9 protein-coding genes and 1 pseudogene are annotated in these 14,144 nt (G+C 64.8%); 3 read left to right on the top strand and 7 right to left on the bottom strand.

Going from position 1 to position 14,144, the window contains the following annotated elements:
* The first annotated feature begins 10 nt into the window (after positions 1-10).
* Entirely contained in the window at positions 11-2,272 is a 2,262-nt protein-coding gene (locus H3Z74_RS04475; protein ID WP_187762779.1) for a TonB-dependent receptor, read from the top strand.
* 163 nt (positions 2,273-2,435) lie between these two features.
* Here H3Z74_RS04475 and H3Z74_RS04470 read toward each other — a convergent pair whose 3' ends face one another.
* A complete protein-coding gene (locus tag H3Z74_RS04470; RefSeq protein ID WP_187762778.1) occupies positions 2,436-3,320 on the bottom strand; it encodes an AraC family transcriptional regulator in 885 nt (294 codons plus the stop codon).
* Between the two features lie 249 nt (positions 3,321-3,569).
* Here H3Z74_RS04470 and H3Z74_RS04465 point away from each other — a divergent pair, with 249 nt between their 5' ends.
* Complete coding sequence (locus tag H3Z74_RS04465; protein WP_187762777.1) at positions 3,570-3,947, top strand: VOC family protein; 378 nt, start codon at positions 3,570-3,572, stop codon at positions 3,945-3,947.
* A gap of 223 nt (positions 3,948-4,170) precedes the next feature.
* On the opposite strand, the gene H3Z74_RS04460 is transcribed toward H3Z74_RS04465, so the two are convergent.
* Entirely contained in the window at positions 4,171-4,704 is a 534-nt protein-coding gene (locus H3Z74_RS04460; RefSeq protein ID WP_187762776.1) for a hypothetical protein, read from the bottom strand.
* Positions 4,701-5,405 carry a hypothetical protein gene (locus tag H3Z74_RS04455; RefSeq protein WP_187762775.1) on the bottom strand — a complete coding sequence of 235 codons (705 nt, stop codon included), beginning with the start codon at positions 5,403-5,405 and terminating at the stop codon, positions 4,701-4,703. Before H3Z74_RS04455 ends, H3Z74_RS04460 begins: the two co-directional genes overlap by 4 nt.
* A 398-nt stretch (positions 5,406-5,803) precedes the next feature.
* Between H3Z74_RS04455 and bglX the strand changes: the two are divergent.
* Positions 5,804-8,046: pseudogene (gene bglX, locus H3Z74_RS24825) on the top strand (beta-glucosidase BglX).
* A 152-nt stretch (positions 8,047-8,198) separates the two neighbouring features.
* Here bglX and H3Z74_RS04445 read toward each other — a convergent pair.
* From H3Z74_RS04445 to modA, 4 genes are all read right to left on the bottom strand, one after another.
* Positions 8,199-11,561: a polysaccharide deacetylase family protein gene (locus H3Z74_RS04445; RefSeq protein ID WP_187762774.1), complete on the bottom strand. Its 3,363-nt coding sequence runs from the start codon at positions 11,559-11,561 to the stop codon at positions 8,199-8,201.
* A gap of 361 nt (positions 11,562-11,922) precedes the next feature.
* Positions 11,923-12,525 carry an ATP-binding cassette domain-containing protein gene (locus H3Z74_RS04440; protein WP_187762773.1) on the bottom strand — a complete coding sequence of 201 codons (603 nt, stop codon included), beginning with the start codon at positions 12,523-12,525 and terminating at the stop codon, positions 11,923-11,925.
* Positions 12,515-13,204: a molybdate ABC transporter permease subunit gene (gene modB / locus H3Z74_RS04435; protein ID WP_187762772.1), complete on the bottom strand. Its 690-nt coding sequence runs from the start codon at positions 13,202-13,204 to the stop codon at positions 12,515-12,517. The genes H3Z74_RS04440 and modB overlap by 11 nt, the downstream gene beginning before the upstream one ends.
* Before the next feature lie 124 nt (positions 13,205-13,328).
* Positions 13,329-14,090 carry a molybdate ABC transporter substrate-binding protein gene (gene modA, locus H3Z74_RS04430; RefSeq protein WP_187762771.1) on the bottom strand — a complete coding sequence of 254 codons (762 nt, stop codon included), beginning with the start codon at positions 14,088-14,090 and terminating at the stop codon, positions 13,329-13,331.
* Positions 14,091-14,144: the final 54 nt, after the last annotated feature.

Genomic DNA, 14,144 nt, shown 5'->3' with positions numbered 1-14,144 from the left:
GGGGATATCCATGAAAACCAGCTCAGCACATCGGGCATTGTCGGCTTCTCGTCTCACGACGACTCTGTCGCTGCTCGCTTTTGGTCTTGCGCTGCCCGGCATTGCGCATGCCGAAGACGAGACCCCTGCCCCGCAGGAACAGGCCGCCCCCGATGAGATCGACATTGTCGTCACCGCGACGCGCCGGGCGGAGTCGAGCCGAGACGTGCCGATCGCGGTCTCCGCCATCTCGGCCGAAAAGCTCGACGTGCTGAACTCGAGCGGCCTCGACGTCCGGTTCCTTTCCGGCCGCACCCCCAGCCTGCTGGTCGAATCCTCGTTCGGCCGCACCTTCCCGCGTTTTTATATCCGCGGCCTGGGCAATACCGATTTCGATCCGACCGCAGCGCAGCCGGTGTCGGTCGTCTATGACGATGTCGCGCTCGAAAACCCGATGCTGAAATCCTTCCCGGTATTCGATCTCGCCAGCGTCGAAGTGCTGCGCGGCCCGCAAGGGACTCTGTTCGGCCGCAATACCCCCGCCGGTGTGGTGAAGCTCAACTCCACTGCCCCCAGCGATACCTTTGGCGGCTATGGCAGCGTGTCCTGGGCAACCTACAATACGGTCAATGCCGAAGCCGCGATTGGCGGCCCGATCGGCGGCGGCTTCACCTTCCGCGCTTCCGGCATCTTGCAGCGGCGCGACAACTGGGTCACCAACACCGCCTCCCCCACCCTCGCCGATCGCAAGCTCGAAGGCTATCGCGACCTCGCCGGCCGATTGCTGATCGGCTATGAAAGCGGTGATTTTTCCGCCCTGCTCAACTTCCATGCGCGCGATCTCGATGCCACGCCGCGATTGTTCCGTGCCGGCGGATTTCGCCCGGGCAGCAATGATTTCAACACCGGCTTCGACATCAAGCGCATCTCGCTCGATGGCCTGACGAGCCAGAATCTGAACGCCTTCGGCACCAATCTGAAGCTCAACTACACATTCGACGGCGTGGGCACACTGCACACGATCACGGCCTTCGAGAAGGTCAAGGTACAGAGCACCGGCGATGTCGATGGCGGCAGCTGCTATGCCTTCATTCCCGGCTGCACGCTCGGCGCGATCAATGTCGGCGGCTTCCCGGTCAACACCGGCGGCACCACCAAGCCGGAGGAATTCAGCCAGGAACTGCGTTTCGAGACCGAGGATTTCAACGGGATACGCGGGCAGATCGGCGCCTATTATTTCCACCAGAAGCTGATCTACAACGAGACCGCCTATGACGGCACCGGTGCCCTCACGCAGAATGTCCTGCACGACAACAAGAACGAGAATTTCGGCCTGTTCGCCTCGATCGAATATGCCGCGACCGACGCGCTGACGCTGCGCGCGGGCGTGCGCTACTCGAAGGATAACAAGACCGACTGGGTGGGCGGGCTCGCCGCGTTCCCGGGTCAGCCGCTACCGATCACGACCAAGGTCAAGGGCGACAATGTCTCCTGGGACGCCAGCGCCAATTACAAGGTCGACGACCGGGTCAGCATCTATGCTCGCTTCGCCACCGGTTATCTCGGCCCGGCGATTTCGGACCGGGTCAATTTCGGTGACTTCCCGACCACTGCACCGAAGCAGACCACGATCTCGGGAGAAGCCGGCATCAAGACGCAATTCAGCAGCCGGGTGCGTTTCGACCTGACGGGCTATTATTTCCGGACCAAGGATTTTCAGGTCACCGCCGTGGGCGGAAACAACAACTCCGCCAAGCTGCTGACGGTCGACAAAGCGGTCGGCTATGGTCTTGAGGCGGAACTCAACGCACGACCGGTCGATCCGCTCGTGCTGACCGCCGGCCTCTCCTACAATTTCACCGAGATGCGCGATCCGACCCAGTCGGTCGCGGTATGCGGCGGCGGCTGCACCGTCACCAATGCGCTCAATGGTGCGGGCCGGGCGATCCTCAACGGCAACGACCTGCCCCAGGCACCACGCTGGATCGCCAACTGGACGGTGCGCTACGGCATTCCGCTCGCCAATGGCGATGAGATCTTCGCCTTCACCGACTGGGCCTATCGCAGCAAGATCAACTATTTCCTCTACACGGCGGCGGAGTTCCGCGGGAAATCGTCGCTCGAGGGTGGCCTGCGCATCGGCTACAAGACGTCGGGCGGGATCGAGGTCGCGGCCTTTGCCCGCAACATCACCAACCAGATCCGCGCGGTCAGCGCGATCGACTTCAACAATCTGACCGCGATGGTCAACGACCCGCGGATCATCGGGGGTTCGGTGAAGTTCAGCTTCTGATCGATCGGCACCCTCTGTCGGCCACACCGGACAGAGGGTGCCTGTTGACCGGGTCATTTTGGCCATGCCGCTCACCGCGACAGTCGCGCGAATGGCCGGGAGCGGTGGATAACAGCCGGCCCGCTTCTCACGATCGGAAGAGCCAGACCGGCATCCGGCGGCGCTATTTCAGCGGCAGAAACAATTCCACGATCACCTCATGTACCGGCACCTCCGGGATGAAGGACAGCCGGCGTCGGCAATAGATCGGAAAGTCGCGTGCTTCCTCGCCGCTGGCCGGAAGCCAGTCGCGATAGAGATACAGCGCGGCGGGCTCCAGATTGTTGGTATTGCCGGGGTAGCGCAGCACCGCGCAGCGTCCGCCCGGGATCACGCCGGCCTTCATCTGCCCGTCATTCGCCTCGATCGGCTGATCCGTCCCGATACACAGGTCCATGCTGTAATCGGCTGGGACCACGGGCTCTCTTTCCGAACGGAAGACGGTGAAGGTCGGGCTTGTCTCAGGCGACAAGCCGGCCGCCTTGCGCCAGGCGATGAATCGCTGGAACGTGTCGCCGAGCATCGCCCGGTCTCCGCGATGCTCCATGATCGCCACCGGTGTTGGGGGCACATCGCATATGGTCACGTCGTCATGTTCAAAGATGATCTGCATGAGCTTGCTCCTCGCATTGTCGAGCGGCCCGAAGGCCATGAGCCACGGCCCCCAGTCAGGGGATTTGCGGAACGACGAAGGCGATTGTCCCAACCGTTGCCGAAACGCTCGTGCAAAGGCGTCCGGTGCGTCGTAACCGGCATCCATCGCTATGTCCGTGACGCTTTGGGCGTCGATATGGGCCAGCTGGTGTGAAGCACGCTTCATACGAGCAAGCTGGACATAGCGGTGCAGGGACAGTTCGAAAGTCGCCATGAACTGCCGGTGGAAATGAAACTTCGAGAAAGCCGCTATGCGGCTCACCGTTTCCAGGTCCAGATCGCCGTCCAGATGCCCGTCGATATAATCCAGCACCCGCTGCATCCGGGCGTGATAGTTTTGAAACGCCGCCTTCATCGTCCCGTCCTCCGTGGCGGCACCAGCTAGTCGCCATCGGCCATGACCTGCTCGACCGATCTTGCGGTTTGGCATGGATCAGGCGGAAATTTCCAATGCCGCTGACAGGCAGGTATGATCTGCAGGTGAATCTTGAGAAATGGGTCACTTGCCGCCAGCCAGCTTCGCTGGCCGAGGGCCGATCGGCGCCTTGTCTGGGAGCAAAATGCGGAGGCGGCCGTTCTCGGACGAATCAGAACGGAGGCTGTCGTGATCCATCATGTTTCGGTCGGGACGAATGATATGAGGCGCTCCAAGCGTTTCTATGACGCCGTTTTGCCTATCATCGGCATTATGCCGATGGCCGAGGACGAGGGTGGATTAGGTTACGGAAGTGGCACTTTTCACTTCAGCGTCCAGATCCCGATTGACGGAAAACCCGCAACCGTCGGCAATGGCGCTCACATCGCCTTTGCCGTGGAAGACCGTTCGATGGTCGATCGGTTCCATGCTGCGGCACTGGCCCATGGTGGCAGCGACGATGGTGCGCCGGGGCTGCGGCCGGACTATGATGCCAATTATTATGGTGCCTTTGTCCGCGATCCGGACGGTCACAAGATAGAGGCCGTGACCTACTCCGCGAAATAGGCATCAGCGTTAGTCCCTTGGGGCAGGCGCGTGGAATGGCCGGGCGGCGAAGGATCGGTCGTCACCGGTCAGGCCTGTATATGAGACGACGACCCGGCATTACCGTCCGGTTGCAGGATCGGCCCGCTTCTGTCCCACTTGCATCAAACCCCATTGAAAAGGCCGTTGCCCGGATCATCCGGGCAACGGCCTTCCTGTCTTCCGTCGCCAGCGCGACGGTCGGTTATTTCTTCTCTTCCGTGGCCTTTTCTTCGACAGGCTTGGCACCCTTGTCGTCCTTGTCCGCCTTCGGCTCCCAGAGTTTCAGGCCCTTGGCCTTCTTGCCGAACTCCGCCTGATCCGACGGCGAAATATTGGCGCGACCGGCCATGATGCCCATGCCGATCTTGCACTTCACGAAATAGGTTTCGTCAGGCTCGATCTCGAGATTGAGGACGTCCGTCTTCTCCCCCTCGGTGCGATAGGCATGCTTGCCGGGCTCAGCCATATGGACCCAATATTTGCCCGATCCGAGCCGTGCGATCTGCTGTTCGGCAGCGCCCTCGCCTTCACGCACGGTGCAACCCAGTGCCGCACCCATCAGCGACCCGGGGCGATAGAAGACGATCATGCCCTTGCCGGCGGCAGGGGCCCCGATCGTGCCCGACTTGGTGGCGATCGCGGCGGTGGCCGCAGCAGCACCATCCTGTGCGATCGCGGGAACCGCCATCCCCGCCACGGCGACGGCGAGCATCAGCGATGCGATATTCTTCTTCATTCGGACTTCCCCTCTTGGTTGGAAACGGATGCCGGCACGGTCGCCGGCGTTTGTGTTGCTGGTGACGAAGTCGGTACGACCATGGGTTTCGGCTCCGCCGATGCAGGGACCGTCATGGGGCCGGACTCCGCGGATGGCGCCACCATCGGCCCTGAACCGGTGCATTGTGGCGTCGGCGACATCTGGATATCGACCGGCTTGCTCAACCGGGCATGAGCGAAGGCCTTGGCCGGGATGATCGTTTCCCCGCCCTTCATGAACATCAATGGCGTGGCAATGACGCCAACCGCGATCGTCGCGGCCATCAACGTGCCGGTCTTGTCCTGACCCGTCCCACCGAGCTTGAGTCCGCGCAGCCCGATCTTCGAGTCGCCGCACTGCATGTATCGCGCGGCGAGGATCAGTTCCCCCGCCTTACCCAATCCTGTCGCTTTGGCGGCATGAACCACCTGCCCCTCGCCGACGATGCCTGCCGGAAGTACGACCTTTCCGTCGACCGTCACCGGATCGAGCAGTCGGATCGCGAACATCTGATCGACCTTGCTGGTCTTCGAACTCAGCGCATCGACGATTTCGAAATTGACCGGTGTGTTGGCTGGGATGCGGGCAAAGCCGTCCGCCACCGGGCTCGGTTCTGGCGTCGCCGCTGCGGCAGCCGCCGGCATCGCCTCGGTTGCCTGCGCACCGGCGGCGGATGGCATGACTGCCAACCCGACCACCAGACACCATGAAATACACGACGCCCCCGTCATATAGCTCCCCCTGAAAGCTCTTTGGCAAGACAAGGGCAGAAGCACAAGCAGGATTGCCGGCGTGGTCGATCGCGTTGCCGCGTCAGGCTCGATAAACCGCATATCGAGGCTTTCGACCGTGACCGCGTTGGACTGCTCCCGGATCCGAGGTCAGGCCCGCTTCCGGTTGGAAGGTCTGATATCGACGGCAATGATGGTTTTCCCCTCACGACACGTCTTATCGAATCCGATCGCATCGTGACTCGCGGCGCATTATATGAGAACGTTCACAACTTCGGTCGCGAACGTCATTCCCCTGCTATGTTTCGTCCGTTAAACAACACGCCCGCCCCCAGGATATCACCCTCATGCAGCTTTCCCGCCGTGCGCTTCTCCAATCCGGTGCAATGGTCGCCGGCTTCGCCCTCGCGCCACGCGTCGCGCTGGCGCAGTCGGACCGCATCGAAAGCCTGATCGCACGCATGACCCTCGCCGAAAAGGCCGGTCAGCTCAGCTGTTTCAGCGACCTGCTTCGCGCGCCCGGCATCGTGTTCAATCCCGGTGCGGCGTCGGGCAATACGGCGACACAGCTCGCCAACATCCGCGCTGGGCGTGTCGGCATGCTGTTCAACGGCACCGGTGTCGCCGGCGGTCGCACGATGCAACGCATGGCGCTGGAGGAAACCCGGCTGGGTATTCCGCTGATCTTCGGCGCCGATGTCATCCATGGGTTGCGCACGATCTTCCCGATCCCGCTGGCCGAGGCCGGATCGTTCGACCCCGATCTGGCGGAGCTCACCGCGCGCGGCGCGGCGCTCGAATCCACAGCGCTTGGCATTCACTGGACCTTCGCACCAATGGTCGATGTCGCGCGTGACCAGCGCTGGGGTCGCGTCGCCGAAGGCTCGGGCGAGGATACCTGCCTCGGCCAGGCGATGGCGGCTGCTCGCGTGCGCGGGTTCCAGGGCAAGGATCTGCGCGATCCGACTCGCATGCTCGCCTGCCCGAAGCATTTCGCCGCTTATGGTGCGGTTGGCGCGGGCATGGATTACAACAGCGTCGACATCTCGATGGAGGCGCTGCGCGAGATTCATTTCCCGCCATTCGAAAGCAGCTTCGCGGCCGGTGCGGTCACCACCATGTCGGCATTCAACGATATCAACGGCGTGCCCGCCACCGGCAATCACTGGCTGCTGACCGATCTGCTGCGCGGCGAATGGGCGTTCAAGGGCCTGGTCGTGTCCGACTGGACCGCGGATGAGGAACTGATCGCGCACGGCTATGCTGCCGACGGCCGAGATGCCGCGAAAAAGGCGTTCCTGGCGGGTGTCGACATGAGCATGTCGAGCAATCTCTACAACCTCCATCTGCCTGCCTTGGTCGAGGCCGGCGAGGTGCCGGTCGCCGCGGTCGACGCCTCGGTCCGTCGCGTGCTGCAGCTGAAGGACACGATCGGCCTGTTCGACAATCCCTACCGTTCGATGGACGCCAAGGCCGAGCGCACCCAGGTCACCAGCCCGGCGCTGCGCAAGCTGTCGCGCGAGTCCGGTGCGCGTTCGATCGTGCTGCTCAAGAACGATGGCGGCCTGTTGCCGCTCAAATCCAATCCCGGCCGCATCGCCCTGATCGGCCCGTTCGGCGACGACCGCGACAATGTCGTCGGCATGTGGGCCTTCATGGCGGAGAAGACGATCAACGTCGATCTGGCGAGCGGCATCCGCGCGAAGCTGGCGGATCCGAAGCAGCTCGATGTGGTCAAGGGCAGCGATGTCGAAGCGGCCCTGCCCGGGGGATCGAGGCCGCGGTCGCGGCGGCGCGTGCGGCCGACGTGGTGCTGCTCGCGATCGGCGAGACGCAGAACATGTCGGGCGAAGCGCAGTCGCGTACCGCGATCATCGTGCCGCCGGCACAGCAGGCGCTCGTCGAAGCGGTCGCGGCAACCGGCAAGCCGGTCATCATCCTGTTGCGCCACGGCCGCGCGCTGGCGCTGTCGGGCGCGGTCAAGGATGCGCCGGCGATCCTCGCCACCTGGTTCCTCGGCAGCGAAGCCGGCAACGCCATCGCCGACATATTGTTCGGCACGGTCAATCCCTCGGCCAAGCTGCCGGTCAGCTTCCCGCACGAAAGTGGCCAGGAGCCGTTCTTCTACAATCACAAGACCACCGGCCGCCCCGCCGCGGGCACGCCCGGCGAGGAATATAAGGCGCGCTATCGCGAGACGAACAACGACGCGCTGTACCCGTTCGGACATGGCCTCAGCTACACCAGCTTCGCGCTCTCGGCGCTTCAGGTCGGTGGGCCACTGACGTTGAACGGCACGCTCGTCGTCACGGCGACCATCGCCAATACCGGCAAGGCCGCTGGTACCGAAGTGGTGCAGCTCTACATTCGTGATCGCGTCGCCAGCCGCACCCGCCCGGTGCGCGAGCTGAAGCGTTTCGACCGCATCACGCTCGCACCGGGGGAGACGAAGCAGGTGCGCTTCACCCTCGCCGCAGCCGACCTGCGCTTCTGGGCCGGAGACAAATGGACGGTCGAGCCCGGCGCCTTCGACATCTGGCTCGGCACCTCATCGGTGGGTGGCCTGAAGGGCAGCTTCGAACTGGCTTAGACTAACCTACCAGACATCCCTCTCCCGTTCGTTTCGAGCGAAGTCGAGAAACAAGCCACACACGCTGCAAGCAGTTCCTCGACTTCGCTCGAAACGAACCGAGGGGGAGTGTCCTTGAAATGGGGCCCTGCCCTGTCCAAACCGACCTTGCCCTAAACGCTCACTCGCCCGGTCCGCGCCAGCTTGCCCCAGCCGACGCGCGGGCCGCGCAATGCCTGAGTGATCGCTTTCAGCACGACATAATACATCACCTGGCGATACCCGATGCGCTGCGGAATCAGCAGCCACAATAGCCGCCAATTCTCGCGCCGCTCCAGCGCAAAGGCGATCGTCGCCGCGAGCAGGTCGATCGCGGTGAACACCAGCCAGTAGATCAGCATCTTCTCGACATCATGCTGGGTCTGCGCCCAGCCATGCGCCTGGACCGCGACCCAGGTGGTGATGAAGCTGACGATCAGCGCGAGGTCGATGATCGGCGAGATCGAGGCAAGGATGATCTGGAATACGATCGCCTGCGGCAAGCCGACCCGCGCCAGCCCGCGCGGTTTGCCGCTGGCCATCACCCGACGATGCTTCCACAGGCATTGCAACGTGCCGAACGCCCAGCGGAAACGCTGCTTGGCCAGGCCGGCAAAGCTCTCCGGCGCTTCGGTCCAGGCAACGGCATATTGGTCATAGGTCACGCGCCATCCGGCACGCTGGATCGCGATGGTCAGGTCCTGATCCTCGGCCAGCGTGTCGTCGGGATAGCCGCCGACCTGCCGGATCGCCGCCAGCCGCCACGCGCCGACCGCGCCCGGCACGACGGTGATCGCATCGAGCCGCGCCAGCGCGCGCCGTTCGAGATTCTGCGCCGTGATATACTCCAGCGCCTGCCATTTGGTGACCAGGTTGACGCGGTTGCCGACCTTCGCGTTGCCCGCGACCGCGCCCAGCGCTGGATCGGCGAACCAGCGCGCCAGCCGCGCGATCGTCGTCGCCTCGAACTGGGTGTCGGCATCGAGCGCAATGATGATCTCACCCGTCGCCAGTTCCAGCCCGCGATTGAGCGCGCGCGCCTTGCCGCCATTCTCCAGCGTGAGCAGCCGCACGCGCGGCTCGTCCGCAAACGCCTCTTGCACCATCTGGCTGGTCCGGTCGCTGGAGCCATCGTCGATCACGATCACTTCGATCCGCACATCGGTGGAGGCGAGCACGCCCTGGACCGCGCGCACGATCACCGTCTCCTCGTTGAACGCCGGGATCATCACCGTCACGAAACGCGCCGGATCGATCGCCGGGAACACCATCCGCGCCTCGCGCCGCGCCTGGATCAGCGCCAGCGCCGACAGGGTCAGCGCACGCAGGATGCCGATCGTGATCGCGAACAGGAAGATCCACCCCAGCGCGGTGACGATCGTGCCGAGCGTGCCGAAGATGAACAGGTCGACCTGCGCCGCGAGCCGGTCGCTCGCCGAGATTGGCGGCATCGCGACGTCGCGCGGAATGCCCGCCAGCGTCGACACCGGCACCAGCGTATAGCCCCGCGCGCGCAGCTGATCGATGATCACCGGCAATGCGGCGAGCGTCTGCGCACGATTGCCACCGGCATCATGGAGCAGCACCACGTTGCGGCTGCAATTGGCCGGGGAATTGCTGCCGCACGGCGCCTTGCCGGCGTCCACCATGCTCAGCGTCTTGTCGATGATCGCCTGCACGCCGGGGCGCTTCCAGTCGTCGGGATCGACATGCAGCCCGACCGAGATATAGCCGCGATCCTGCGCCTGCAGCGCCGGCTCGATCTCGTCCGCCGTGGTTGGCTCGGCGTCCCCGAAATAGGGCGCGCGGAACAGCCGCAGCGAGCGCCCGGTGAACGCCTGGAACAATCGCTGCGTGGTGTTGAGCTGGAACGCGGTTTCCGCAGGCGAGGCCCCGGCCAGATTGGGATGGGTATAGGTGTGGCTGCCGATTTCATGCCCCTCGGCAACCATGCGGTTGAGCAGCGAGCGCTGGGTCAACGCATTCTCGCCGACGATGAAGAAGGTCGCATGGACGTTCTTCGCCTTGAGCACGTCGAGGATACGCGGCGTCCAGGTCGGGTCGGGCCCGTCGTCGAAGGTCAGCGCGATCTCACCCGGCTTATAGCCGGTGCGCGCCACGATATAGGGCGAGGGCAACCGGGTGAACTCGACCCCGGCGATCGATCCGTCGCGCGCGGCGATGGTCTGCCGTGTCCCCGCGACAGGCACCGCGGCGATCTTCAATATCTCGCCATTGCCCTCGATATCGACATCGGTACCGGCGGGGATCGCGTTGATTGCCGACGGCGCCGGCAGCACGCGGTGCGACCGGCCGAAGATCGACCACAGGCCGGGATCCTCCGACCCGAGCCGCCACAGCGCCACGCCGCTAAGGCCAGCGCGCTTGAGGAAGCGCAGCTGATTATAGGCCGACGCCGCGTCGAGCAGCCACACGACATGGCGGCTCTTGCCCTCTTCATAGGCGAAGCCGCTATTGCCGCTATTCTTGTCGAACACCGGCATCGCACTCGATTCCTGCGCCGCCTCCCACGCTTCGTCGACCGCCAGCGGCTCGCCACCCTTGTCGTGCCAGTCATAGCCGTAATTGCCGATCGCCACGACCAGCTTGGCCTTGGGCACGCCGTTCGCCGCGCGCGCCACGGCCTGTTCGAACCAGTTCTGCGACGCGATCGGTCCGGGTTCGCCGCTCAGCTCATGTTCGTCATAGGCCATCAGGAAGACGCGATCGACGATCGCCGCATAGGCCTTGATGTTCCAGCTTTCGTCACCCACCGGGACCGCGATCGCGACCACCCAGTTGCGCTTGGCAAAGCGTGCCTTGGCCTCGCGCAGAAACGCCTGGTAATCCTTTTGCGACGCCGCCGGCAGTTCCTCGAAATCGAAGAATGCGCCGCCCGCCTGATTGGCCGCCAGCCAGGGCTCGAGCCGGTCGAGCAATGCCTTGCGCTGCGCCGGCGCGCGTAGCAGCGCCGCCATCCCGGCCGAATCCCAGTCGCCCTGGATCGCGTTCTGGATCATCGGCAGCAGCAACGGGCGATGCGGCGAATGGTTGATCACGTTGCGCCCGGCATCGTCGCGGAACACCGAAATCTTGTGATCCGCGCCGGTCACCGAGACCCAGCCGGGGATCAGCCAGTCGAGCTCGCCGATATGCTCGCGCAGCGACGCCGCGCTGGATTCGTCCCATGGCACATGAAAGCCGATCGCCAGCGGCACGTCCTCGGCCACGCCGCGCTTGCGGCCGGTCAGCAGCCGGGCATAATCGAACAGACGGTGCTTGGTGCGCTTGAGCAGCGGCTCGTGCGGCGGCGGCAGCTTGGTCAGCGCGGGATGCTCGGCCACCACCGGCAGCAGCGGCGCGCGCGGCACGGCGCCGATCGAGATCGCCAGCGCCGCCACCGCGACCACCACGAGCAGAACGAATGCCACCACCGCCACGCCGAAGCGGCGGCGCCTGCGCCCGGATGAATCATAGAAGATGGATTGCTGGGTCATGACGGGCGCGAATAGACTCCGGGCATTGGCGTTTTCAGGTCATATGCATGACAAATACGTCATGATCGGGCGATTGGAGCAACCCCAAAGTGGGGCGGATTTGGCGGGATCGCCCAAAACCCGTTCGGCTCCGAATTGGATCGGCATTTATCCCCTGGTCTGCATCAATCGAGAGTGATCGCCCCTTTCTTGTGTTCCCGCGAAGGCGGGAACCCAGTCTGGGCTCCCGCCTTCGCGGGAGCACAAACATCCTTGCTCGACTAAGGATAGTACCGAAGAAATCCGGGGCTCTCGAAGTTCCCGTGCCACCAGCGACGTGCCCCTCGTGCGCCTCTGCTCTTCGAAGCAGATCGAGACCGTCCTAGATCGCGACGATACGGCTCCCCAGTCGTTCCGCTTCCCCCGCATCGTGCGTGACGAGCAGGATCGGCAGTTTCAGCACGTCGCGGACATGCTCGATTGCCTGCATGACCTCCTCGCGCCGTGCCCGATCGAGCGACGATAAAGGTTCGTCGAGCAACAGAAAACGTGGATGGCTGAGCAAGGCCCGCCCGATCGCCACGCGCCGAGCCTCACCGCCGGATAATGTCCGCGGCCAGCGGTCAAGCAGATGTCCGATGCCGAGAAACGCAATCTCCTCCGGGTCGAGCGGCGCATCCTTCGCGCCGTACAGCAGATTGGCCCGGACCCGCAGGTGCGGAAACAGCCGGGCTTCCTGGAACACATAACCAGCCCGGCGATGTTCCGGCGCGATGTCGATCCCGGCGGCGATGTCGGTCAGCGTCTCACCCCCGACGCGGATCGTACCGCAATCGGGCCGCAGCAATCCGGCGACCATGTTGAGAATGCTCGTCTTGCCGGCGCCCGACGGCCCGAACAGCACCGTGACGCCCTCGCCCGCGTCGAGCTCCAGCGCAATCCGGGTGTCGCCGAGGCGCTTCGAGACATGGATCTCAAAGGACATGCAGCCCCCTTCCCGCGCGCCGCGCGAGCAGTTCGGACAGGATCAGCGCCGCCAGCGACAAGGCGACCGAGATCGCCGACAGCCGCAACACCATCGCATCGCCGCCCGGCTGCTGCAGCGCGCTGTAGATCGCCAGCGGCAAGGTCCGGGTCTGGCCCGGTACGTTCGACACGAAGGTGATGGTCGCGCCGAACTCGCCGATCGACCGGGCAAAGCCAAGCACTGCGCCCGCCAGCACGCCCGGCACCGACAGCGGCAGCGTGATCGTGCGGAACACCCGCCAGCGCGACGCACCCAGCGTCCTTGCCGTACCCTCCAGCCGCCGGTCGACCGCTTCGATCGACAGGCGCATCGCCCGTACCATCAGCGGCAGCGCCATCACTCCCGCCGCGATCGCCGCGCCGGTCCAGCGGAACAGCACCGAGACGCCGAACCAGCTTTCCAGCCACCCGCCGATCGGGCCGCCCGGCGCAAAGGCCAGCAGGAGCAGCCACCCGGTCACCACCGGCGGCACCACCAGCGGCAGGTGGATCAGCCCGTCGAGCACGACCTTGCCGGGAAATACCGTGCGCGCGAGAATCCATGCCAGTGCAAAGGCGATCGGCAATGTTGCCAGCATCGCCACGCCACCGACCTGCAACGACAAGGCGACGATCGCCCATTCATCCGGCGTCAGCATGGCGATGCCCACTCCTTCCCCCGTTCGTGCTGAGCCTGTCGAAGCACTGCGTGCCTCATATCGATTCTCCCCTGAGGCACTTGCCCTTCGACAGGCTCAGGGCGAACGGAAGAAGGGTGTCGCATCAACGCGGCAGGAACCCGTATTTCGCGAAGATCGCCTTGCCCTCACGCGATACCAGGAAGCGCCGGAACCCCTCCGCTTCCGGGTTCTTCGACGCGGTCAGCCGCGCGATCGGATAAGTGATCGCAGGATGGCTGCCCGCCGGAAACACCCCTGCCACGCGCACCTTGGCCGAGGCCCGGGCATCGGTCGCATAGACGATCCCGAACGCCGCCGCGTCGCGCTCGACCAGCAGCAGCGCGGCACGGACATTCTCCGCCCGCACGACCTTGGGTTCAAGCCCGGCCCAGGCGCCGAGCCGGGTCAGCGCCGCGCGGCCATACCGCCCCGCCGGCACCGAGTCCGGATCGGCCATCGCCAGCCGCCCCGCCCCGACTGCCGCAACGATCGGACGGCCGCTGCGCAGGTCGACCCGCGATACATTGCGCAGCCCCGTCACCAGCACCAGCCGGTTGCCGAGGAACGACGCGCGCGTGCCGGGCGCGATCAGCCGCTTGGCCGCCAGCGCATCCATCCATTCCTCATCCGCGGAGATGAAAAGATCCGCCGGCGCCCCCGCCAGCACTTGCCGCGCCAGCGCCGATGACGCAGCGAACGACACCACCGGCTTGGGATGTCCCTTGCGCGACCAGGCATCGGCGGCGGCGCTCAGCGATTCCTGCAGGCTGGCCGCCGCCAGCACCAGCGGCGCGGCAAGTGCTGGCGGGGGGGCGGCGCGGCGGCGGCGGGCACGGCGACACCGGCGATCAGGGTCACCAGCCACAGCATCATTCGGAACATGGTCGGCCTCGTCCTGGCGGTTGCGGTTGCGGCACCG

The organism is Sphingomonas alpina (genome assembly GCF_014490665.1).
Lineage (GTDB): Bacteria > Pseudomonadota > Alphaproteobacteria > Sphingomonadales > Sphingomonadaceae > Sphingomonas > Sphingomonas alpina.
The sequence above is the reverse complement of the archived record's forward strand: the minus strand, read 5'-3'. Positions and strand labels throughout refer to the sequence as shown.